Source organism: Microbacterium sp. ZW CA_36, from assembly GCF_044987475.1.
Lineage (GTDB): Bacteria > Actinomycetota > Actinomycetes > Actinomycetales > Microbacteriaceae > Microbacterium.
The window spans coordinates 46,468-69,092 of sequence record NZ_JBJDRL010000016.1; the positions used below are offsets into that span (position 1 = coordinate 46,468).

The following is a 22,625-nucleotide window of genomic DNA, read 5'->3' on the forward strand; positions in this document are numbered from 1 at the left end:
GTGTGGCTCCCCTTCTGATGCAGTGTGATCTGAGCGACGCTATGGGGTGCACGTTTCGCCTCGTGCCCCCTGGTGTTTCCGGGTTGTGACGAGGCGTCGGGACGCGCGACGGCGGCTGTGCGGCGGTGGATCAGGGCAGCGCGGATGCCGCTGCCGCCACGGGTGCGGCTTGCGCTCCGCGCTCCTGCAGCAGGCGCCACACCCGCTCACGGGTGAACGGCTGGTGGTACGGACGACCGCCCACCGCGCGGGCGATCGCGTTGCCGACCGCAGCCGCGACGGGGTTGTACGGCGACTCGCTCATCGACTTCGCGCCGAAGGGCCCGACGGAGTCGTGGGTGTCGGCGAGCAGCACCTCTGTGATCGGGACGTCGGCGAACTGCGGGACGCGGTAGAGCCGGAACGCGGGATTGGCGACCGCCCCGGTCTCATCGACCAGGACCTCCTCGTAGAGTGCGCTGCCGAGCCCCTGCGCCGCGCCGCCCTCGATCTGGCCGCGGCACTGCGCGGGGTTCATCACGAATCCCGCATCGGCCGACTGGACCGACTGCAGCACCCGCACGGTGCCGGTCTCGGGGTCGACGGCCACACGCACGGCGTGCACGTTGAACGACAGGCTGCGCTCGTCACCGTGCTCGCTGCCGGTGCCGACGATGCCGTCGACGGTGCGGTGCGCGGGCGCGGCGGCGCGCACGAGATCGGCGTACGGCACGAGGCGGCCGCCCGCCTGCACGCCGCCGGGAGCCAGCTGTGCGGCATCCGCTCCGGTGACCCGGCGGGCGGTGTCGAGCATGCGCGTCTTCAGCTGGCGGCATGCGGCCGTGAGCGCCTTGCCCGCGCCCGTCACCCCGGCCGACGCGAACGCGCCGGTGTCGTACGGGACGAGGTCGGTGTCGGCGCCCCGCAGCACGATGCGCTCGGCGGAGGCCTCGAGCACGGTCGCGCCGATCTGGCGCATCACGGTGCTGGTGCCGTTGCCGAACTCGGCGGTGCCGACCGCGAGGGCGATCGTGCCGTCCGTGCGCAGGGTGGCCGACGTGTGCGCGTGGTGGCCGCCGGGAGCCATGGCGGCGATGAACGACAGGGCCATGCCCTCCCCGACGAGCCAGCCGTCGGGCGCGTCGACGCCGTTCCCGCGGCCGAGCGCATCCTGCGCGAGATCGAGGCACTGGTCGAGTCCGTAGCTGCCCCACACGAGGTCTTCATCGTGCTCGTCGTGCACGGTGAGCAGCGGATCGCCCTCGCGCACGGCGTTGCGGCGACGGAGGTCGAACGGGTCGATGCCGAGTCGCTCGGCGAGCATGTCGAGCGCTGACTCCACGCCGAGGATCACCTGGCCGAGCCCGTACCCGCGGAACGCGCCCGACGGCACGTTGTTCGTGTAGACGACCTCCGCGTCGACGCGCTTGACGGGACAGCGGTAGACGTTGATCGACTCGGCGCAGCCGTGGAACATCACGCCGATGCCGTGGTTGCCGTACGCGCCGGTGTCGCTCAGCACATCGAGCTTGATGGCCGTGAGCACGCCCTCCGCCGTCGCCCCGAGCGTCACTGCGACACGGAACGGATGCCGCACCGAGGCGCGACGGAACTCGTCGGCGCGGGTGAACTCGTACGCGACCGGGCGTCCGGTGCGCAGCACCGCGAGAGCGACCAGGTCTTCGGCGAACATCTCCTGCTTGCCGCCGAAGCCGCCGCCCACGCGCGCCGCGTGCACGCGGATGCGCTGGCGCGGCAGCTCGAACAGGCGCGCCAGCTCGTCGCGCACGAGGAACGGCACCTGGGTGCTGGATCGGATGACCAGCCGGCCCTCCGCGTCCATGCGGCCGATCGCGCCGTGGGTCTCGAGCTGCGCGTGCGACACGCGGCTGGTGCGCCAGGTGCCCGACACCGTCACGGCGCTCGACGCGAGGGCCGTGTCCACGTCGCCGCCGATGCCGTCGTGGAGCGTCGCCAGCACATTGCGGGATGCCTCGGCCACGCGGTCCTCGACGGTCCGGTCGGGGTGCAGCACGGGTGCGCCGGGACGCCGTGCTTCCTCGGGGTCGAAGACCGCTTCGAGCAGGTCGTACTGGACCGCGACCAGGCGGCAGGCCGCGTCGGCGGCCTCCGCCGTCTCGGCGACCACCGCCGCGACCCGCTGTCCGACGAAGCGCATGACGTCGTCGAGGATGCGGGTGTCGTCGGGGTCGTCCTCGCGGTGCTCGTGCCGCGCCGTCGAGAACCGGCGGGCGGTGGCGTTCTCGTGCGTGAACACCGCGATCACGCCCGGTACCGCGCTCGCCGCCGTGGTGTCGATCGCGACGATGCGCGCGTGGGCGTGAGGCGATCCGACGACCCGCAGGACGAGCGCGTCCGACACGTCGGTGTCGAACGTGTACGGCTCGAGCCCCTGCACGATCCTGCGGCTCGGCTCCGGCCGCACCGACTGCCCGACGCGTCCTTCGACCGGCTCGGCGGCCGCGCCGCCGGTCTCGCGCACGGGGCCGAGCACCGACGCCTCGATGGCGTCGCGGATCGGCCGGTACCCGGTGCACCGGCAGAGGTTGCCCTTCATCCGGCGGTCGAGGTCGGGGAGGTCGTCGGCGGTGAGTGTCGAGGCGGTCACTGCCACGCCCGGGGTGCAGAACCCGCACTGGAAGCCGAAGTGCTCGACGAGCGACTCCTGCACCGGGTGCAGGTCGTCGCCGTCGGCGAGGGCGGCAGCCGTCGTGACGGAGGCGCCTTCGACCCGCACCGCCGGGATGATGCAGGAGTGCACGGGGACGCCGTCGAGGATCACGCTGCACGCGCCGCAGTCCCCGGCGTCGCAGCCCTTCTTGACCTCGTGGTGCCCGCTCTCGCGCAGCAGCGTCCGCAGGCACTGCCCGGCGCGCGGCTCCGCCTCGAGCGGCTCCCCGTTGACCTCGAATCTCATGCGGCCCGCTCCTGTCGCACCAGCTCGTCCCGGATGCGCCGCGCCAGCACGGCGCTCACCCCGCGGCGCCAGTCGGCCGAGCCGAGCGGATCGGAGTAGTAGCCGGGGGTGTCGTGCACGGCCGCAGCGAGGGCCGCGGCATCCGGAACCTCGGCGAAGCGGAAGACAGCCGGACGCACCGTCGCCGCCGTGACGGTGAAGACGCACCCGCCGTCGTCGTCGATCCTGCCGGTGACGACCGCGCCGGAGCGCCCGTGCTCGGCGAGCGCGATCTTTCGCAGCAGCACGCGCGAACGCAGCGCGCGGGCGGGAAGGTCGATCGCCCGCAGCACCTCGCCCGGCGCGAGCGCGTTCTCGCCGTTGCCCGTCACGAGGTCGGCCACGGCGATCGTGCGCGAGCCGCCGCCGGGCGGCCAGACCTCGGCCGTGCCGTCGAGGGCGACGGCGAGCGAGATCATCGCTCCCGCGGCGAACGACCGGCACACGTTGCCGCCGACGGTCGCGGTGTTCCAGATCTTGAACGACGCGAGCAGCGCCTTCGCGGCGTCGGGGATGACGGATGCCGCGGCCCATGCGTGCGGCACGCTCACCTCGCCGCGGCCCTCGGCCCATGCGACGAGGTGCGCGATCGTGCAGGTCGCGCCGATGCGGAGGCCGTCCGCGGCGACTTCGAGTGCGGGCCACCCCATGGTCGTGAGGTCGACGAAACCCGTCGTGTGCGGCTGCGGCTCGCTCATGAGCCAGGTGCCGCCCGCGAGGAGCGTCTCGCCCGGAGCCAGCCGCAGGTCGCGGCGCGAACGCGCCCGGCGGTACGAGGTGACCGAGGTCAGGTCCACGCGCGTCTCCTTCCGCTGTGACGGCCGGCCACCCTCGACTCGACGCGTCGGAGGCCGCTGGTCCGCCAGTCAAGCAACCTGCGGTTTCCACGGTGTTTCGCTCGATTGCGGGCATGCGGCAGTCGCCGCCCGGGCGCCGGGTCGCCGTGGGCGTCGCCGGTCAGAGCCGCTCCGCGAGGGCCACGGATGCCGCGGCGACCTCGCGCGCGAGGCGCGCTTCGTCGGCCGTGACGAGCGTCGCGTCCTCGACCACCGCCCTGCCGCCGACGTACAGGCGCTTCAGCGGCGGCAGCGCCCCGAGGCCGAGTGCGGCGACCGGATCGAGGATGCCCGCGTGCTCGACGCGATCGACCTGCCACACCGCGACGTCGGCGAGCTTGCCGGGCTCGAGGGAGCCGATCTCCTGCTGCCTGCCGAGCACCCGCGCGCCGCCCATCGTCGCGATGCGCAGGCCGTCGCGCACGCTCATGGACTCCGATCCGGTGCGGAGGCGGTTCATGAGCACCGCTTCGCGGATCTCGGCGCCGAGCTGTCCCGACTCGTTCGACGCGGAGCCGTCCACACCCAGCCCGACCGGCACGCCGGCATCGAGCAGCGCCCGCACCGGCGCGATGCCGGCGGCGAGCCGCGCGTTCGACGAGGGGCAGTGCGCGACCCCCGTGCCGGTCGCGGCGTATCGCTCGATCGCGGGGGCGTCGAGGTGCACGCCGTGCGCCATCCACACGTCATCGCCCAGCCACCCGAGCTCTTCGAGGTGCTGCGTCGGGGTGCGGCCGAAGTGCTCGATGCAGTAGGCGTCCTCCTCGACGGTCTCCGAGGCGTGCGTGTGCAGTCGGACACCGAGCGACCGGGCCAGCACCGCCGACTCCCGCAGCAGGTCGGCGGTGACCGAGAACGGCGAGCACGGCGCGATCGCGATCCGCACCATCGCGTCGAACGAGGGGTCGTGGTAGCGCTCGACCGCCTCCTGCGACGCCCGCAGGGCGGCATCCGTCGTCTCCACCGCGAAGTCGGGCGGGAGCCCGCCCTGCGAGCGGCCCAGATCCATCGACCCGCGCGTGGCGTGCAGCCGCACTCCGACGGTCGACGCGGACTCGACGAGCGCGCCGACGATGTCGCCCGATCCGTGCGGGAAGACGTAATGGTGGTCGCCGACCGTCGTGCAGCCCGACCTGGCGAGGACGGCCATCGCTCCCGCCGCCCCGGCTCCGGTGAGGTCCGCATCGATGCGCGCCCAGAGCGGGTACAGCGCCGTCAGCCAGTCGAACAGGATCGAATCCTGGGCGTACCCGCGCGTGAGCCACTGGTACAGGTGGTGGTGGGTGTTGATGAGGCCCGGGGTCACGAGGCATCCGCGCGCGTCGACGAGCTCGGCGCCCTCGCGCAGGGGGTCGGGCGCGCGCCCGGCGCCGACCGCGACGATCCGTCCGCCCTCCATCACGACGTGGCCGCCGGCGTACTCGGCGCCGACGGCGTCGACGGTCGCGACATGCGCGTTCTCGATGACGGTGCGGGTCATGAGGCTCCTGCCTGAAGTGGGATGCCGCAGCCCGAGGTCGCGGCCGAGCCGGTCGGCGCGTCGGCCGTTGTCGCGGGGGTGCGGCGGTGGAGCGATCCGCTCCGCTCGCGCAGGGGCAGCCCCGATCCGCCGTGACGGGCGGCGACGATCTCGGCGAGGACCGAGATCGCCGTCTCGTCGGGCGATGCGCCGCCGAGATCGAGGCCGAGCGGCGCACGGATCCGCGCGATGTCGGCCTCGTCGACCCCGGACTCGCGCAGCAGCTCGGCGCGGCGCGCGACCGTGCCCCGGGCACCCATCGCCCCGACGAACCCGATCGGCAGCGACAGCGCCGCTGCGAGGGCCGGCGCGTCCACGCGCTCGTCGTGGGTGAGCACGCACACCGCGGTCCGGGCGTCGAGCGCCGCGACGTCGAGCCCGGCGAGATGCTCGTGAGGGATCGCCGCGACCAGTTCGGTCGCGGCGGGGAACCGCTCACGCGTGACGAGGGCCTCCCAGACGTCGCACACCGTGACGGCGAAACCCGCCGCGGCCGCGACGCGGCACAGAGCAGCGGCGTGCTCGCCGGCGCCGACGATGATGAGCCGGGGCGCCGGTGCGTGCGAGAGGACGAGCACGTCGTGGCCGTCCTGTGCAGTCGCGAGCACGGCTGTCTCCCGGCGGGAGATCAGGTCGCCGATCTCCGGGACCTCGCCACGGCGACGGTCGCCGCCGGCGACCGCTGAGCGCGGCGCGGGCACGCCGGGCATGGTGCCGGCGACAGCGACGCGCAGCGCGGTCTCGTCGAGCACCGTGCCTGCGCGCGGTCCTGCCAGCACGATGCCGACGGTGACTCCGCGGCCGGCGACGACCGACTCGAGGGCTGCGATCACGGCGGGCTCGGGCGACACCGCGTAGGCGGCCACGTCGACGCTTCCCCCGCAGGCGAGGCCGGCGGCATGGGCGGCGTCGTCCGAGAACCCGAGCCGCGCCGTCAGGGGTCTGTCCCCCACGCGCGCACCGTGCGCCAGCACCACCGCGTCGCCTTCCACGCAGCCGCCGGAGATCGACCCGAGCACGCTCCCGTCTGCGGTCACGGCTATGGTGGCGCCCGGGCCGCGAGGGGCGCTCCGCGCCACCCGGGTGACGGTCACGGCGGCGACAGGCGCGCCACGCCGCAGCAGAGGCAGCAGGTCGCGCGCGCGTTCGAGCATGCGCACACGCTAGGCCCGCCGTGTTTCGGGCGCACTACGCTCAGGAAACGCCCGCGGCGCCGCCGCGGCATCCCATCCGAGGTAGGCGGAGTCGTGCGCATCTGCGGAGTCGTGCTGGCGGCGGGCGCCGGGACCCGATACGGGTCGCCGAAGGGTCTTGCGCGCACGGCGGACGGCGAGCCCTGGGTCGCTCGAGCGGTCCGCACGCTTCGGGAGGGAGGCTGCGACGAGGTGCTGGTCGTCGTCGGTGCGCGCGGCGACGAGGTCGCCGCACTCGTGCCGGACGACGCCGGGGTGGTCGAGGCGGGCGACTGGGCCGACGGACTCTCGGCGTCTCTGCGGGCGGCACTCCGAGCGGCCCAGGGAGCCCGGCACAGCGCGGAGGGTGCGGCATCCGCTGATCCGGGGTTCACGGCTGCTGCGGCGTTCGACGCCGTCGTCGTGATGCCCGTCGACGCTCCCGATGCGCCGGCATCCGTCGTTCGTCGAGTGATTGCGACGCTTCGTCGGGAAGCGCCCCTCGTTCAGGCCGTCTATGGCGGCGTGCCTGGGCATCCCGCGGGGATCACCCGCTCGCACTTCGCCGCGCTGTGCGCCGCGCTGGATGGTGACCGCGGCGCACGACCGTATCTCGTCACCCAGGGCGTGGTCGAGGTCGAGTGCAGCGATCTCTGGTCGGGCGCCGACATCGACCACCGGTGACGACACGCGGAGCGCCCGCTCACCGGTCGTTGAGCGAGTCGAACACGTCGCACCACCGGTCGTCGAGGGAGGGAGCGCCAGCGACCGAGACGAAGCGCCTCCAGCCATGCCGCTGCGCCGGGTGCGGCGCGTTTCGTCTCGCTCGTTCCTCGCTCGCTCAACGACCGGGGCAATGGACCGGTCGTTGAGGGAGGGAGCGCCAGCGACCGAGACGAAGCGCCTCCAGCTGTGCCGCTGCGCCGGGTGCGGCGCGTTTCGTCTCGCTCGTTCCTCGCTCGCTCAACGACCGGGGGTTCCCGCGCGTTTCGTCTCGCTCAACGACCGGGGGTGCCCGCTTCAGTCGCCGAGGACGACGTTGATCGGCGGCTCGCCGGCGACGAGGCGCTCGATCTGCGTGCGCACCAGCTTCGCGACGCGGGGGCGCATCGCACTCGAGGCGCCGCCGACATGCGGCGCGATGAGCACGCCGGGAAGGCTCCACAGCGGGTGCCCGTCCGGAAGCGGCTCGGGGTCGGTCACGTCGAGCGCGGCGCGGATCCGTCCGCGACGGATGTGGTCGACGAGCGCCTCGGTGTCGATGAGCGAGCCGCGCCCGACGTTGACGATGAGCGCGCCGTCGGGCAGCGCGGCCAGGAACGCATCGTCCACGATGTGCCGGGTGGCGTCGCCGCCGGGCAGCGTCAGGATCACGATCTCGGCGCGGGGGAGCAGTTCGGGCAGCTCGTCCACCCCGTGCACATGGTCCACGCCGTGCGCGCCGTCCTCGTCGCGGGCGCGGGAGGCCACCGCCGTGAGCTCCACCTCGAACGGCGCGAGGCGCGCGGCGACCGCCTTGCCCACGCCGCCGTAGCCGAGCAGCAGCACGCGGCGGTCGGCGAGGCTCTGCGCGAAGACGGGCGCCCAGCGCCCCGCCGCGGTGTCGACCGCGAACGCGTCGATGTGCCGCTGCGCCGCGATCGCGAGGCCCACGGCCAGTTCGGCCGTGGAGGTCTCGTGCACGGATGCCGCGTTGGCGAAGCGCAGGCCCGCGGGAAGGATGTCGGCGACGCCGTCGAAGCCGATCGACTGACCCTGCACGAGACCGACGTCGACGCCCTCGAGGCGCTCGAGCACGCGCGCCATCGACATGTACGGCGGCACGACGATGTCGAACCGGTCGCGCGGGGCGGGGCCGTCCATCGGCCACACCACCAGCTCGACGCCGGCGGGGGGCTCCCCGAGATCTGCGGCGAGTTGTTCGGTCGGGACGCTGACGACGAGGGTGCGGATGTCACTGCTCACACCATCCACGCTACCGGCGAGGCGACGGGCCGGCGTCGCCGGACGGCGCTACGCTCTCGCCCAGCGGACACCGCGGTCCGAGCGGCGCCCCGGAAAGAGGAGGCGGACGTGGTTCCCGAGATCAACTACTGGGCGGTGCTCATCGCGACGGCGTCGAGCATGGTCGTCGGCTCCATCTGGTACACCCCGAAGGTGTTCGGCACCCGATGGGCGAAGCTCGCGAACGTCGACATGGACCGGCCCGGAGCGACCGCCGTCGTGCCGATCGTCGTGACCGTCGTCGTCAGCTTCGTGACCGCGTGGGTGCTCGCCGGCGCCTCCTCGATCGCGTGGCACTTCTACGGCGGCAGCTACCTCTGGTCGGCGCTGGTGACCGGCGTCATCCTGTGGGCCGGCTTCACTGCGGCGAGGTTCATCACGCACGACGCCTTCGAGGGCCGGCCGTCCTCGCTGACGGTGCTGAACATCGCGCACGAGCTCGTGACGATCGTCGTGATGGCGCTCATCATCGGCGTGTGGCCGCCGGCGGGCACCGTCTGACGCGCGCGCTTCCGGTCGCTCGCCGGCGGATGCCGGTGGTCAGGCGGCCTGTGCCACCACGGCCGCGATGGCCGAGGTGAAGAACGACAGGCCGTCGACGCCCGACCGCATGGCAGCCGCGGTGTCGGGACCGAAGCCCGGCTCGACCGCGTGCTCGGGGTGGGGCATGAGGCCGACCACGTTGCCGCGCTCATTGGCGATGCCGGCGATGTCGCGGAGCGATCCGTTGGGGTTCACCCCGACGTACCGGAACACCACGAGACCCTCGCCCTCGAGGCGATCGAGCTCGTTCTCGGAGGCGATGTAACCGCCGTCGGCGTTCTTCAGCGGGATCACGATCTCCTGGCCGGAGGCGAATTCGTGCGTCCATGCCGTGTCGTTGTTCTCGACGCGGAGGCGCTGGTCGCGGCGGATGAACTGCTGGTGCGCGTTGCGGATCAGGCCGCCGGGGAGCAGGTGCGCCTCGACGAGCATCTGGAAGCCGTTGCAGATGCCGAGGATGGGCATGCCCTGCGCTGCGGCATCCTTCACCTCCGACATGATCGGCGCGAGCGCCGCGATCGCGCCTGCGCGCAGGTAGTCGCCGTAGCTGAAGCCGCCCGGCAGCACGAGTCCGTCGACGCCGTCGAGGTCGTGCGAGCCGTGCCAGAGCGCGACGGGCTCGCCGCCGGCGATCTCGATCGCGCGCTGAGCGTCGCGGTCGTCGAGCGACCCGGGGAAGGTGATGACCCCGATGCGGGCGGTCATTCCACGACCTCGATGCCCACGACGTCCTCGATCACCGCGTTCGACAGGATCTCGTCGGCGATGCGCTGCGCCTCGGCGAGCACCTCGTCGGTGACCTCGCCCTCGACGGTGAGCTCGAACCGCTTGCCGATGCGCACCGCGCTGAAGTCGGAGACCCCGAGCCGGGCGAATGCGCCCGAGACGGCCTTCCCCTGCGGGTCCAGAAGCTCGGCCTTGGGCATGACGTCGACGACGATGGTGGGCATCCGAATCCTCCTGGCGGCCGCGGGCCGCAGCTATCGGTCGTTGAGCGACGAGCGCAGCGAGGAGTCGAAACGCCGGATGTCGCGGGCAGGGGTCTCCTCCAGTCTACGGGCCCCGGCATCCGTCGTATCGACCGCCTGCCGCAGAGCTCGTGACGCAACCGTGATCAAACCGTGGGAGCGCTCCCTTGACTTCGTGGGAGCGCTCCCGTAGCGTGGCGTCTCGATCGATGGGAACGCTCCCACGAACACACCAACCGGCGAGGATCCCTCCGAGCCGATCCTGCAACACACACGACCCTGACAACACAAAGGAGTGACAGTGAACGCACGCGCCTTCCGCAGAAGCGCTGTGGCAATCGCCGCATTCTCGGCTTCCGCCATCGTCCTCGCCGGCTGCGCCGGCGGCAACGGCAACGACGACGCCGGCAGCGAAGACGGCGAGATCACGCTGACCCTGGCGACCTTCAACGACTTCGGCTACGACGATGAACTCCTCCAGGAGTACATGGACGAGAACCCGAACGTGAAGATCGTCCACAACAAGGCGGCCATCACCGACGACGCCCGTACGAACTTCTTCGCGAAGCTCGGCAAGGAAGGCCTCGCCGACATCGAGGCCGTCGAGGTCGACTGGTTCGCCGAGGCCATGCAGTACTCCGACCTGCTCGCCGAGGTGCCCGACAGCGCCAAGGGCCGCTGGGTCGAATGGAAGGAAGAGGCGGCGACGGATGCCGATGGGCGTCTCGTGGGCTTCGGCACCGACATCGGACCGCAGGCGGTCTGCTACCGCGCCGACCTGTTCGCCGCCGCCGGCCTGCCCTCGACGCCGGACGAGGTCGCCTCGGCGATCGACGGCGACTGGGACACCTTCTTCGACCTGGCCGACCAGTACAAGGCTGCGACCGGCAAGCCGATGCTCGACTCCGCCAACTCGGCGTTCCAGGGCATCGTCAACCAGGTCGAGTTCCCGTACGACGAGCCCGACGGCACCGTGGTCGCGACCTCCAACCCGGAGATCGAGGCGGCCTACAACCTCGTCGTCGAGCGCGGCATCCCGAACTCGGCCTACTCGGGCCAGTGGTCGGACGACTGGAACGCCTCGATGGCCAACGGTGAATTCGCTGCCATGCTGTGCCCGCCGTGGATGCTCGGCATCATCTCGGGCAACGCACCCGAGGTCACCGGCTGGGAGATCGCGAACGCGTTCCCCAACGGCGGCGGCAACTGGGGCGGCTCGTACCTGACCGTCCCGGCGAACGGCAAGAACGTCGAGGCGGCTCTCGCCCTCGCCGACTGGCTGACCGCTCCCGAGCAGCAGGAGAAGACCTTCGTCAACGTCGGCGCGTTCCCGAGCGCGGTCGACGCGCAGGCCGCTCCGTCGATCACGGACTCGACCAACGAGTACTACGCCGACGCCCCGACCGGCTCGATCTTCGCCGACCGCTCCGAGGCGATCACGGTCACGCCGTACAAGAGCGCGGACTACTTCAAGTACAACACCGCGCTGCAGGACGCCATCACGCGAGTCTTCGACGGTGTCGAGGACGCGCAGACCTCGTGGGACACCTACGTCGCCGAAGTCGAAGCATTCTGATCGGTCGACGATGACGATCGTGTCCGCTCGCCGGACGTGATCTGACATCACCAGTGGAGTGCGTGCGGGTCCCCGCGGCCCGCACGCACTCCGCCTCCAGCGCCCACTCTCCACCCGGATCGGAGCCCCCCGGTGACCTCGACCGCAACCCGCCCCACGGCATCGGGGCCGGACGATCGGCCCAAGCCCGAACGCGCGCCGCGCGTGCTGTCCTTCTCCCATCGCATGAGCCGCTGGGACCTGAAGGTCTCGCCCTACCTCTACATCTCGCCGTTCTTCATCCTGTTCGCGATCGTGGGACTCTTCCCGATCGTCTACACGGCGGTCATCTCGTTCCAGGAGTGGGACCTCGTCCGCAACTCCGGCACGTTCGTCGGCTTCGACCAGTACATCTGGATCCTGTCGCAGGCCGACTTCTGGGTCGCGCTGCGCAACACGTTCAGCATCTTCCTGCTGTCGTCGGTGCCGCAGATCGTGCTCGCCCTGTTCATCGCGGCGATGCTCGACCGCAACATCCGGGCCAAGACCTTCTGGCGGATGAGCGTCCTGCTCCCGTACGTCATGGCCCCGGTCGCCGTCGCGTTGATCTTCAGCAACATGTTCGGCGACAACCACGGTCTGGTGAACAACATCCTCACCAGCATCGGACTGGACCCGATCGCCTGGCACAAGGACCCGTTCTGGAGCCACATCGCCATCGCGACGATGGTCAACTTCCGCTGGACGGGCTACAACGCCCTGATCCTGCTCGCCGCCATGCAGGCCGTGCCGCGCGAGTACTACGAGGCCGCCACCGTCGACGGCGCCAACGCGTTCCGCCAGTTCTGGAGCATCACGCTCCCGTCGCTGAAGCCGACGCTCATCTTCGTGATCATCACCTCGACGATCGGCGGACTGCAGATCTTCGACGAGCCGCGCATGTTCGACACCTTCGGCCGCGGCGGCGCCGCCAACCAGTGGCTGACGATCACGCTGTACCTCTACAACATCGGCTGGGGCGAGTTCAACTTCGGCCGCGCCGCAGCCCTGGCGTGGATCCTGTTCATCATCATCCTCGCCATCGGCCTGATCAACCTCGGCATCACCCGTCGCCTCGTGCGCGACGAGGGCGGTCGCGGCGTCATCCAGCGCCGCCGTCGCCGGAAGGGAGCCCAGCAGTGAGCGCCATCAGCACCCCGCCTCTCGCCGTCGTCGAGGAGAACCTCCCCAACGCGCGTCGCAACCGGCGCACCACCAAGATCCGCGGCGTTCGCGCCGGGTTCTGGGTGTACCTCGGCCTCGGAGTCGTCATCGTCTCGGCGATCTTCCCCTACTACTGGTCGTTCCTGATCGGCTCGGGCGACGCCACCACGATCAACGACCCGAACATGTCGTGGCTGCCGGGCGGCAACTTCATCGCCAACGCGCTGGCGGTCGTCAACGACCCGGCCGTCAACTTCTGGCTGGCGCTGTGGAACTCCATCTTCAGCTCGACCGTGATCGCGGCATCCGTCGTCATCTTCTCGACGCTCGCCGGCTGGGCGTTCGCGAAGCTGCGGTTCCCGGGTGGCAAGTGGCTGCTGGCCTTCGTGGTCGCCACGATGGCCGTGCCCATGCAGCTCGGCGTGGTGCCGCTGTACCTCCTGTTCTCGGACCTCGGCTGGACCGGCCAGATCGGCGCCATCATCATCCCCGCGCTCACCAGCGCGTTCGGGGTGTTCTGGATGACGCAGTACCTGTCGCAGACCGTGCCGGACGAGCTCATCGAGGCAGCGCGCGTGGACGGGGCCTCCATGATCCGCACGTTCTGGACGGTCGGCGTCACCGCGGCCCGTCCCGCGGCCGCGATGCTGTTCCTCTTCACCTTCGTCGGCGCGTGGAACCAGTTCTTCTGGCCGTTCATCGTGCTCGACCGCCAGAGCCCCACCCTGCCGGTCGCGCTCTCGCTGCTGCAGTCCAACTACTTCGTGGACTACTCCATCGTGCTGGCCGGCGTGCTGCTCGCCACGATCCCGCTGCTCATCCTGTTCGCCTTCGCGGGCAAGCAGCTGGTGAGTGGAATCATGGCCGGTGCCGTCAAGGGCTAGGCCTTCCGCCTCCGCTCGGCCTCAGTCATCCTGAACTCAATGCATCCAGAGAGGACCTCCCCCCTCATGACGACCGCGATCCCGCGCGCCTTCCCGTCGGACTTCCTGTTCGGCGCCGCGACCGCCGCCTTCCAGATCGAAGGCGCCGCCCACGAGGACGGCCGCCGTGACTCCATCTGGGACGCCTTCTGCCGTGTGCCGGGCGCGGTCATCAACGGCGACAACGGCGACGTGGCGTGCGACCACTATCACCGCTACGCCGGCGACGTGGCGCTCATGAAGCACCTGGGCCTGCAGACGTACCGCTTCTCGACGTCGTGGTCGCGCGTGCGGCCCGACGGCGGCGCGGTCAACCCGCAGGGCGTCGACTTCTACAAGCGGCTGACCGACGAGCTGCTGGATGCCGGCATCCTGCCGTGGCTGACGCTCTACCACTGGGACCTGCCGCAGGCGCTGCAGGAGAAGGGCGGCTGGGCCAACCGCGACACGGCCGACCTGTTCACCGAGTACGCGCTGACGATGCACGACGCGCTGGGCGACCGGGTGAACGTGTGGACGACGCTCAACGAGCCGTGGTGCTCGTCGTTCCTGAGCTACACCGCCGGCCTGCACGCGCCGGGTCACTACAGCGTCGAAGAGGGCGTCCTGGCCGCGCACCACCTGCTGCTCGGTCACGGGCAGGCCGTGCGCGAGCTGCGGGCGCGCGACGCGTCGCTCAAGCTCGGCATCACGCTGAACCTCACGGTCGCCGAGCCGGTCGACGCGAACGACCCGGCCGACGCCGACGCCGCGCGCCGCATCGACGGCCAGTTCAACCGGTGGTTCCTCGACCCGATCTTCCGAGCCGAGTACCCGGCCGACGTCGTCGAGGACATCCGGAAGGTGGATGCCGCGGCCGTCGCCGCATGGGAGTCCGCCGTGCGTCCGGGTGACCTCGAGACGATCGCGACGCCGATCGACACGCTCGGCGTCAACTACTACCACGGCGAGTACGTGGGCGGCCACGAGCCGGTGAACCCGCCGATCGGCGGCGACGCGCCGACCGACCGCCCGGGCCGCTCGCCGTACCCCTCGCACGAAGGCATCTTCTGGCACGAGCGCGGCCTTCCCCGCACCCCGATGCAGTGGGAGGTGCAGCCCGAGGGCCTCACCACGCTGCTGCACCGGGTGTGGGACGAGTACGCGCAGTCGGCCGGCACGGTTCTCTATGTCACCGAGAACGGTGCGGCCTACGACGACGAGCTGGTCGTCGAGGGTGACGAGAAGCGCGTGCACGACGCCGATCGCGTGGAGTTCCTGCGCGGCCACCTCGGCGCGATCCTCGATGCCGCAGGCGCGGGCGTCGATGTGCGGGGATACTTCTATTGGTCGCTCCTCGACAACTTCGAGTGGGCGTGGGGGTACGAGAAGCGGTTCGGCATCGTGCGCGTCGACTACGACACGCAGGAGCGCACGCCGAAGGACAGCGCTCTCGAGTACCGCCGGATCATCGGCGCCCGCGCCCTCGACCTGGAGCCCGCGCGCGCGGCGGCCGTCACGTCATAGCGTCCCGGACATAGCATCCGGGAGGAGGAAGAGAATGAGCGTCGAGGCGATGCGTTCGGCAGTCACGATCGAAGAGGTCGCCGCAGCGGCGGGGGTCTCGCGGTCCACGGTGTCGCGCGTGGTGAACGGCTCGACGGCGGTGAGCCCCGAGGCTCTGCAGTCGGTGACGCGAGCGATCGCCGAGCTCAACTACGTCCCGAACCGCGCCGCGCGGTCGCTGGCGAGCCAGAAGACCCACGCGGTCGCGCTGATCGTCCCCGAAGACACCACACGGTTCTTCGGCGACCCCTTCTTCGCGGCCATCGTGTCGGGGATCAACTCCCGCCTGAGCCGCTCGGACTACGTGCTCAACCTCTTCATCGCGAGCGATGACCCGGGCGACAAGACCACGAGCTACGTCCGCAGCGGCGCCGTCGACGGCGCCATCGTCGTCTCGCACCACACCAGCGACACGTTCATCGACCGCATCGCGAGCGTCGTCCCGGTGGTCTACGGCGGCCGCCCGGTGCGCGAGCGCGAACGCGACTACTACGTCGATGTCGACAACGTGCGCGGGGCCTACGACGCGACCGTCTACCTGATCGAGAGCGGCCGCAAGCGCATCGCGACCATCACGGGTCCGCGCGACATGCCCGCCGGCGTCGACCGGCTGCAGGGCTACCGCGACGCGCTGGCCGCGTGGGACCTCGACGAGATCGCCGTCGAGGACGGCAACTTCACCGCCGACGGCGGTGCGGATGCGATGCGTCGCGTGCTCGCCACCGGTGCGAAGCCCGACGCGGTCTTCGTGGCCAGCGACCTCATGGCGCGCGGCGTGCTGACCGTGATCGCGGCGGAGGGCCTTCGTGTTCCGGAGGACATCGCGATCATCGGCTTCGACGACTCGCCGGTGGCGACCTCCGTCATCCCGCAGCTGACGACGGTGCGCCAGCCCTCCTTCGCGCAGGGGGAGCGCATGGCGACGGTGCTGCTCGACCTCCTCGCGGGGCGGCATCCGCGGCACGTCACGATCCTCGAGACCGAGCTGGTCGTCCGCGAATCGGTCTGACCGCGGGTTCCGGGAATCCTGGGTCAGCCGCGGCCGGGGACGGTGGCTTGCAGGAGGTTGCGCCAGGGGTCGTCGAACGACACGGTGCGACCGTCGTCGCGCGCCTCGAGGCCGTGGTGCCGCAGGCGCTCGGCGAGGGCGCCGAGGGCGTCGGCGTCGGGCAGGGCGAGGTCGACGCGGCCGAGGCCGAGCGCCGGCATCCGTGGTCCGGCTCCGCGCGAGTTCCACACGTTCATCGCCATGTGGTGGTGGTAGCCGCCGGCGCTCACGAACAGCGCCTGGTCGCCCATCGCGGCGGTCTGGTCGAACCCCAGCGCGTCGACGTAGAACGCACGGGCGCTCGCGACGTCGCCGACCGACAGGTGCACGTGCCCCACGGATGCCGCGTCCTGACCGGTCGCACCGCTCGCGGCCCGCTCGGTGAGGTGCTCGCGCAGAAAGGCGTTCGGGTCGAGGTGAAGGGTCGCCATCTCGATGCTGCCGTGCGTCCACGACCACTCGGTGCGGGCGCGGTCCCAGTAGAGCTCGATGCCGTTGCCCTCGGGGTCGGTCAGGTAGAACGCCTGGCTGACCAGGTGATCGGCCGATCCGGTGAACGTGTGCGGGGCGTGCTGGGCGACGCTGTACAGCGCGGCCGCAAGGGCCTCCTGCGTCTCGAAGAGGATGGCGGTGTGGAACAGCCCCGCCGCGCCGGGCGTCGCGTGGCGCAGCGCCGGCTCGTGCCGCAGCACGACCACGGCTCGGCCGGCTCGTCCGAGCACGACCTCGTCGCCGTCGGTGGCGAGCACCTGCAGCGTGATGACGTCGCGGTAGAACGCCGTCATGCCGTCGAGGTCGCCCACGAGGAGCGTCACGGCTCCCATCGACGTGTCGGCGGCGAGACGGTCGGCCGCCGCGAGTTGTGTATTCACACGAATGAGAACCTCCGGCATCCGCCCTTCATTCCCCCGCACGACGGGTCGAGGTCGCCCGGAGACCCGGAGTCAGCTGCGCCCCAAACCCGAGAAGGACGATGGATGCCGCCACCCAGGTGGACTCGAGGGCCTCGGGTGGCGGCATCCGCTGTTCGACTACTGCGGGTCGCCGCCGAGCTGGCCGACGGCCGGGATCGGGCCGCCGTCGTCGGCGCCGGTCTTGCGCCAGCGGGCGATGGCGTTGCCGAGGTGGTAGATCAGCAGGGCCGCCGCTGCGCCGATCACGATCGCGCCGAGCTGGAAGTCGCCCCACTGCATCGTGAACCCGGCGATCGCGATGACGAGCGCGACGGCGCCGGTGTACTGGTTCACCGGGCGCGAGAAGTCGACGCGGTTGTCGACCCAGATCTTGATGCCGATGATGCCGATCAGGCCGTACAGCGCGGTCGTCACACCGCCGAGCACGCCGGCGGGGATCGAGTTGAACACCGCGCCCACCACCGGCGACAGCGACAGCAGGATGGCGAACAGTCCCGCGACCCAGTAGGCGGCGGTCGAGTACACGCGGGTCGCGGCCATGACGCCGATGTTCTCGCCGTACGTCGTCGTGCCCGAGCCGCCGAAGGTGCCGGCGAGCACGGTGGCGGCGCCGTCGGCGATCAGGGCGCGACCCGTGTACTGGTTGACCGACGACTCGGTCATCGTCGCGACGCCACGCACGTGGCCGACGTTCTCGGCGATGAGCACGAGCACGACCGGCAGGAACATCGCGATGACGCTCCAGGTCCCCGGGTCGCCGAAGGTCGGGAACGCGAAGGTCGGGAGGCCCACCCACTGCCCGTTCGCCACGAGCTCGTCGACGGCGCTGAAGTCGACCTCGCCGCGCAGCAGCGCGACGATGTAGCCGACGATCACGCCGAGGAAGATCGAGATGCGGCCGAGGAACCCGCGGAACAGCACGCTGAACAGGATCACGGCGGCCAGCGTGATGGTCGCGGTGATCGGCGCCTGCTGGAAGTTCGTCCACGCGACCGGCGCAAGGTTGAATCCGATCAGCGCGACGATGGCGCCGGCGACGACCGGAGGCATGAGCTTCTCGATCCAGCCGAGGCCCGCGAACTGCACGATGAAGCCGACGGCCGCCAGCAGCACGCCCACGGCGACGATGCCGGCGAGCGCCGAGCCCATGCCCTGCGAGGCGGTGGCCGCCGTCACCGGGGCGATGAATGCGAATGAGGAGCCCAGGTAGCTGGGCAAGCGGTTCTTCGTGATGAGCAGGAACAGCAGCGTTCCGATGCCCGAGAAGAGCAGGGTCGTCGAGACGGGGAAGCCGGTGAGCACCGGCACGAGGAATGTGGCGCCGAACATCGCGATGACGTGCTGCGCGCCGATCGCGACCGTGGCGGGCCAGTTCAGTCGCTCGTCGGGCTTCACCACCTTGCCCGGTTCGACGGTCCGGCCGTTGCCGTGAAGGGTCCACGTAGGCATGTGCGCTCCTTGCGCTCGGGGGATGGTGCGAGCATCACCCTAGCGACGACCGGCGGCTCGGTGAGTTGCCCCGGCGATGCGGCATCCGAGAGGCTGGTGCGGGGCCGCGGCGCCTCGTTCGCGAAACCGATGTGACGGAGAGATGTGACCGACTCAGCGATTCCTTCCCTGCCCCCTGGCCCGGCGGTGACGGCCGATGCCGCCCGGAGCGGGTCCTCGCTACCCGGCGATCATGCGGCGCTCGAGCTCCGCGGCCTGCACAAGCGGTTCGGGCAGAAGGTGGCGGTCGAGAATCTGAGCCTGCGGGTGCCCGCCGGATCGTTCTACGGCCTGGTCGGACCGAACGGCGCCGGCAAGACCACGACGCTGTCGATGGCGACGGGCCTCCTCGCACCCGACGCGGGCCAGGCGCTCGTGCATGGGGTCGACGTCTGGCGTGATCCCGTCACGGCGAAGGCGATGCTCGGCAACCTGGCCGACGGCGTCAAGCTGTTCGATCGACTCACCGGCGAGCAGCTCGTCACGTACAACGGCCTGCTCTTCGGCATCTCGCACGACGAGATCGCCCGTCGCACGGCGGATCTCCTGGCACTCATGGACATGACGGATGCCGCGGGCACGATGGTCGTGGACTACTCGGCCGGCATGACCAAGAAGATCGCGCTGGCGTGCGCGCTCGTCCACGCGCCGCGGCTGCTCGTGCTCGATGAGCCGTTCGAGTCGGTGGATCCGGTGTCGGCCGCGAACATCCAGGACATCCTCACCGGCTACGTCGCGGGCGGCGGCACGGTGATCGTCTCCAGTCACTCGATGGACCTGGTGCAGCGCATGTGCGACCACGTCGCGATCGTCGCCACCGGCCGCCTGCTCGTCGCCGGGACCGTCGATGACGTGCGCGCGGGCCAGCCGCTGCAGGATCGCTTCGTCGAGCTCGTCGGAGGCCGTCGCCACACGGAGGGGCCGGAATGGTTGCGACGCTCCTGAGGCTGCGGTTCCGGGTTCTGGGCAATCAGCTCGCCCGCAGCCCGTGGCAGCTGGTCGGCTTCATCTTCGGCGCCGTGTACGGGCTCGGCCTGCTGGCCGGCATCGTGGTGGGGCTCGTGCTGCTCGGCTTCGGCGATCTGCGGCTGGCGAGCAACGTCATCGTCGGCGTCGGTTCGGTCGTGACCCTGGGCTGGGCCCTCGTCCCCCTCGTCGCCTTCGGCGTCGACACCACGCTGGACCCCGCCCGTCTCGTCGTGTTCCCCATGTCGCTGTCGCGCATGATGGTCGCACTGACGCTCGCGGGGGTCTGCGGCATCCCCGGGATCATCACCTCCGCGGCGGCGATCGCGACGATCGCGACCTGGGCCCACTGGCCGGCGGCGATCGTCGCCTGGATCGTCAGCACGCCCCTGGCCGTGCTGACGGCGGTCGTCGCCTCGCGCGCCGTCGCGTCGCTGGCGTCGGGACTCGGCAGCGGGCGGCGCTTCCGCGAGGTCTCGGGGATCGTCATCTTCATCCCGCTGATCCTGGCCGGCCCGATCATCGCGGGCGTGGCGACCGGCTTCGCCGTGAACGCCGACACGCTGGCGTCGACGGTTCCGGTGCTGGGATGGACCCCGCTCGGCGCCGCCTGGGCGGTGCCGGCCGATGCCGCGGCGGGGGATCTGCCAGCGGCGGCGGCGAAGCTGCTGATCGCGCTCGTGACGCTGGCGGTCCTCTGGCTGCTGTGGCGCGCATCGCTCGGCCGTTCCCTGGTGCGTCCCCCGCAGACGTCGGCCGCGCCGGTGCGGGCGGGCTCCGTCGGCTGGTTCGGGCGCGTGCCCACCGGCGCGGCAGGCGCCATCTTCGCGCGGGCGCTGACGTATTGGACGCGCGACCCGCGCTACCTGCGCCAGCTCATCGGGGCGCCGCTCGTGCCCGTGCTGCTGTGGTTCTACGCCCGCGGCGGCGATCCCCTGACCGCGCTGACGTTCTCGGGTCCGATCATCGCGATGGTGATCGGCATCGTCGTGTACGCCGACATCTCGTACGACGGCACGGCTTTCGGCACCGAACTCATCACGGGAGCCTCCGGACGCGCCGACCGGGTCGGCCGCAGCCTCGCCGCGGCCGCGGTGGCGCTGCCCCTGGTGGTGCTCGCCGTGATCGTGCCCTTCGCCCTCGGGGGCGATTGGCAGCAGTTCCCCGGCATCCTCGGCATGTCGGTCGGCATCCTGCTCACGTGCTACGGCGTGTGCGCGGTCACCTCGGCACAGCTGGTGGTTCCGGTGGCAGCCTCCGGCGACAACCCGTTCAAACGGGTTCCGGGCACCACGTTCCTCCAGGGCATGGCGTTCTTCGGCATCTGGCTCGTCGCGCTGGTGCTGTCGGCACCCGTCGTGATCGTCGGGCTGATCGGCTACTTCACGGGCGACGCGACGCTCAGCTGGGTGGCGTGCGCCATCGGAATCGTGCTCGGTGCCGCCGTGCTCACCGGCGGCATCCTCGTCGGCGGTCGCGCGCTGGACCGCACGGCACCTGTCCTGCTGTCGCGGCTCAAGGCGATGAAGAACGCCTGATCCCGTGGCGTCGGCGCCGCGGTGCCGACGCGTCCGGGTCGCCGGTCCGACGTCACGATCAGCTCCACCTTCCGCGGTCCGTATGGGAACCGTAATGACTGCGATGCCTCCCGGCGCCGCGGCACGGATCAGGATGGTGTCATGAAGCGGGCAACGGTGATCGGGACAGTGGTCGGTGCCGTCGTGGTGGCGGGCGTCGCTGCGGCGATCGCCTTCGCGGCAGGCGGCGGTGACGCGGGACTCGCCGGCGTCGGCGGCCCCTCGCCGACCTCCTCCGTGATGGCAGAGCCCAGCGCTTCTCCGTCACCGGACCGCACGAGCCCGGAGTCGACCGTCGAGCCGCAAGCGGCTGAGACGGACCAGCCGGCACCGGGCGCCTACGTCGACTACAGCGAGGATGCACTGGCTGCAGCGGGCGGCACGAGGGTCCTGTTCTTCCATGCGCCCTGGTGTCCGCAGTGCCGCGCCCTCGAGTCCGACATCCTCGCTGCCGGGGTGCCTGCGGGCGTCACGGTGCTGAAGGTCGACTACGACTCACGACAGGATCTGCGCCAGCAGTACGGCGTCAGAATCCAGACGACGGTGGTGGCGCTCGATGAGGAGGGCAACGGCACCGCCGCATTCGTCGCCTACGACGAGCCGACCCTGGCAGCGGCTCTGTCGGGGCTCGGGCTCGGCGGCTGATGCTCGCGCTGACGGTCGTCTCGTTCGCGGCCGGAGTGCTGACGGTTCTCGCCCCGTGCGTGCTCCCGCTGCTTCCGGTGATCGTCGGGGGCACTGCCGTCCGGACCGGTGCGACAGCGCAGACCGCGGAGCGCGAGTGGTACCGCCCGCTCGTGATCGCGGCATCCCTCGCCATATCCGTCGTGGTGTTCACCCTGCTTCTGAAGGCGACCACGGCCCTTCTGGGGATCCCGGCCTGGGTTTGGCAGGCGGCGTCGGGCGTCATCGTCGCCGCCTTCGGGCTCACGATGGTGTTCCCCACCCTCTGGGAGCGGCTGACCGTCGCCGCCGGCTGGCAGGCGGGCGGCGGGCGACTGCTCGATCGGGGCTACCGCCGGGCTGGTCTCGGCGGCGACATCGCCCTGGGTGCTGCCCTCGGTCCGGCTTTCAGCAGCTGCAGCCCCACCTACGCCCTGATCGTCGCCGCGGTGCTGCCGGCCAGCTTCGCCGCCGGCGTCCTCTATGTCTCGGCCTACGCCGCCGGCCTCGCCCTGGCGCTGCTGGGGATCGCTCTGGCCGGGACGGCGCTCGTTCGCCGGCTGGGCTGGCTCGCCGATCCCCATGGCGTGTTCCGTCGCGTGATCGGCGGCCTGCTGGTGGTGGTGGGGGTCGCCGTGGCGCTCGGCTGGGATCGCGTGGTGCAGGCGTGGGTGCTCGAGCAGGGGTGGTACGGCCCGATCGAGAACATCGAGCGGATGCTGCTCGGGTGAGCGAACGGACCCGG

At 71.2% G+C, this 22,625-nt stretch carries 20 protein-coding genes; 11 read left to right on the forward strand and 9 right to left on the reverse strand.

What is annotated here, in order from left to right:
* Positions 1-130 precede the first annotated feature (130 nt).
* From ACI3KX_RS09315 to ACI3KX_RS09330, 4 genes are all read right to left on the reverse strand, one after another.
* The gene (locus ACI3KX_RS09315) at positions 131-2,917 is read right to left on the reverse strand and encodes a molybdopterin-dependent oxidoreductase (protein ID WP_404909503.1); all 2,787 of its coding nucleotides are present in this window, start codon (positions 2,915-2,917) and stop codon (positions 131-133) included.
* Positions 2,914-3,753, reverse strand: coding sequence for an FAD binding domain-containing protein (locus tag ACI3KX_RS09320; RefSeq protein WP_404909504.1), 840 nt, complete (start codon positions 3,751-3,753; stop codon positions 2,914-2,916). The genes ACI3KX_RS09315 and ACI3KX_RS09320 overlap by 4 nt, the downstream gene beginning before the upstream one ends.
* 160 nt (positions 3,754-3,913) lie before the next feature.
* Positions 3,914-5,272, reverse strand: a complete 1,359-nt coding sequence (locus ACI3KX_RS09325; RefSeq protein WP_404909505.1) for an 8-oxoguanine deaminase — start codon at positions 5,270-5,272, stop codon at positions 3,914-3,916.
* A complete protein-coding gene (locus ACI3KX_RS09330) occupies positions 5,269-6,465 on the reverse strand; it encodes an XdhC family protein (RefSeq protein WP_404909506.1) in 1,197 nt (398 codons plus the stop codon). The genes ACI3KX_RS09325 and ACI3KX_RS09330 overlap by 4 nt, the downstream gene beginning before the upstream one ends.
* 93 nt (positions 6,466-6,558) lie before the next feature.
* On the opposite strand from ACI3KX_RS09330, the gene ACI3KX_RS09335 reads away from it, so the two are divergent.
* On the forward strand, positions 6,559-7,167 hold the full coding sequence (locus tag ACI3KX_RS09335) for an NTP transferase domain-containing protein (RefSeq protein ID WP_363356311.1): 609 nt from the start codon (positions 6,559-6,561) through the stop codon (positions 7,165-7,167).
* 336 nt (positions 7,168-7,503) lie between these two features.
* On the opposite strand, the gene ACI3KX_RS09340 is transcribed toward ACI3KX_RS09335, so the two are convergent.
* Positions 7,504-8,448, reverse strand: a complete 945-nt coding sequence (locus ACI3KX_RS09340) for a 2-hydroxyacid dehydrogenase (RefSeq protein WP_404909507.1) — start codon at positions 8,446-8,448, stop codon at positions 7,504-7,506.
* 108 nt (positions 8,449-8,556) lie between these two features.
* On the opposite strand from ACI3KX_RS09340, the gene ACI3KX_RS09345 reads away from it, so the two are divergent.
* The gene (locus tag ACI3KX_RS09345; protein WP_404909508.1) at positions 8,557-8,988 is read left to right on the forward strand and encodes a DUF1761 domain-containing protein; all 432 of its coding nucleotides are present in this window, start codon (positions 8,557-8,559) and stop codon (positions 8,986-8,988) included.
* 39 nt (positions 8,989-9,027) lie between these two features.
* On the opposite strand, the gene purQ is transcribed toward ACI3KX_RS09345, so the two are convergent.
* On the reverse strand, positions 9,028-9,735 hold the full coding sequence (purQ, locus tag ACI3KX_RS09350) for a phosphoribosylformylglycinamidine synthase subunit PurQ (protein ID WP_404909509.1): 708 nt from the start codon (positions 9,733-9,735) through the stop codon (positions 9,028-9,030).
* Entirely contained in the window at positions 9,732-9,980 is a 249-nt protein-coding gene (gene purS, locus ACI3KX_RS09355) for a phosphoribosylformylglycinamidine synthase subunit PurS (RefSeq protein ID WP_194412072.1), read from the reverse strand. Before purS ends, purQ begins: the two co-directional genes overlap by 4 nt.
* A gap of 319 nt (positions 9,981-10,299) precedes the next feature.
* On the opposite strand from purS, the gene ACI3KX_RS09360 reads away from it, so the two are divergent.
* The 5 genes from ACI3KX_RS09360 (at position 10,300) to ACI3KX_RS09380 (ending at position 16,233) form a co-directional block, all read left to right on the forward strand.
* The gene (locus ACI3KX_RS09360; protein ID WP_404909510.1) at positions 10,300-11,574 is read left to right on the forward strand and encodes an ABC transporter substrate-binding protein; all 1,275 of its coding nucleotides are present in this window, start codon (positions 10,300-10,302) and stop codon (positions 11,572-11,574) included.
* A 132-nt stretch (positions 11,575-11,706) separates the two neighbouring features.
* Positions 11,707-12,735 (forward strand): sugar ABC transporter permease, encoded by a 1,029-nt coding sequence (locus ACI3KX_RS09365; RefSeq protein ID WP_363356321.1) that lies wholly within the window; start codon positions 11,707-11,709, stop codon positions 12,733-12,735.
* On the forward strand, positions 12,732-13,640 hold the full coding sequence (locus ACI3KX_RS09370; RefSeq protein ID WP_363356323.1) for a carbohydrate ABC transporter permease: 909 nt from the start codon (positions 12,732-12,734) through the stop codon (positions 13,638-13,640). The genes ACI3KX_RS09365 and ACI3KX_RS09370 overlap by 4 nt, the downstream gene beginning before the upstream one ends.
* Positions 13,641-13,706: 66 nt before the next feature.
* Positions 13,707-15,185: a glycoside hydrolase family 1 protein gene (locus tag ACI3KX_RS09375; protein WP_404909511.1), complete on the forward strand. Its 1,479-nt coding sequence runs from the start codon at positions 13,707-13,709 to the stop codon at positions 15,183-15,185.
* Between the two features lie 34 nt (positions 15,186-15,219).
* On the forward strand, positions 15,220-16,233 hold the full coding sequence (locus tag ACI3KX_RS09380; protein ID WP_363356327.1) for a LacI family DNA-binding transcriptional regulator: 1,014 nt from the start codon (positions 15,220-15,222) through the stop codon (positions 16,231-16,233).
* Positions 16,234-16,256: 23 nt separating this feature from the next.
* Here ACI3KX_RS09380 and ACI3KX_RS09385 read toward each other — a convergent pair whose 3' ends face one another.
* Together ACI3KX_RS09385 and ACI3KX_RS09390 are read right to left on the reverse strand one after the other, a co-directional pair.
* The gene (locus ACI3KX_RS09385; protein WP_404909525.1) at positions 16,257-17,096 is read right to left on the reverse strand and encodes a VOC family protein; all 840 of its coding nucleotides are present in this window, start codon (positions 17,094-17,096) and stop codon (positions 16,257-16,259) included.
* Positions 17,097-17,303: 207 nt separating this feature from the next.
* On the reverse strand, positions 17,304-18,635 hold the full coding sequence (locus ACI3KX_RS09390; RefSeq protein WP_363356331.1) for a solute carrier family 23 protein: 1,332 nt from the start codon (positions 18,633-18,635) through the stop codon (positions 17,304-17,306).
* Positions 18,636-18,821: 186 nt separating this feature from the next.
* On the opposite strand from ACI3KX_RS09390, the gene ACI3KX_RS09395 reads away from it, so the two are divergent.
* The 4 genes from ACI3KX_RS09395 (at position 18,822) to ACI3KX_RS09410 (ending at position 22,611) form a co-directional block, all read left to right on the forward strand.
* Complete coding sequence (locus ACI3KX_RS09395) at positions 18,822-19,619, forward strand: ABC transporter ATP-binding protein (protein ID WP_404909526.1); 798 nt, start codon at positions 18,822-18,824, stop codon at positions 19,617-19,619.
* The gene (locus ACI3KX_RS09400; RefSeq protein WP_404909512.1) at positions 19,601-21,178 is read left to right on the forward strand and encodes a hypothetical protein; all 1,578 of its coding nucleotides are present in this window, start codon (positions 19,601-19,603) and stop codon (positions 21,176-21,178) included. Before ACI3KX_RS09395 ends, ACI3KX_RS09400 begins: the two co-directional genes overlap by 19 nt.
* Before the next feature lie 141 nt (positions 21,179-21,319).
* A complete protein-coding gene (locus ACI3KX_RS09405) occupies positions 21,320-21,862 on the forward strand; it encodes a thioredoxin family protein (protein WP_404909513.1) in 543 nt (180 codons plus the stop codon).
* On the forward strand, positions 21,862-22,611 hold the full coding sequence (locus ACI3KX_RS09410; RefSeq protein ID WP_363356337.1) for a cytochrome c biogenesis protein CcdA: 750 nt from the start codon (positions 21,862-21,864) through the stop codon (positions 22,609-22,611). Before ACI3KX_RS09405 ends, ACI3KX_RS09410 begins: the two co-directional genes overlap by 1 nt.
* Positions 22,612-22,625 lie beyond the last annotated feature (14 nt).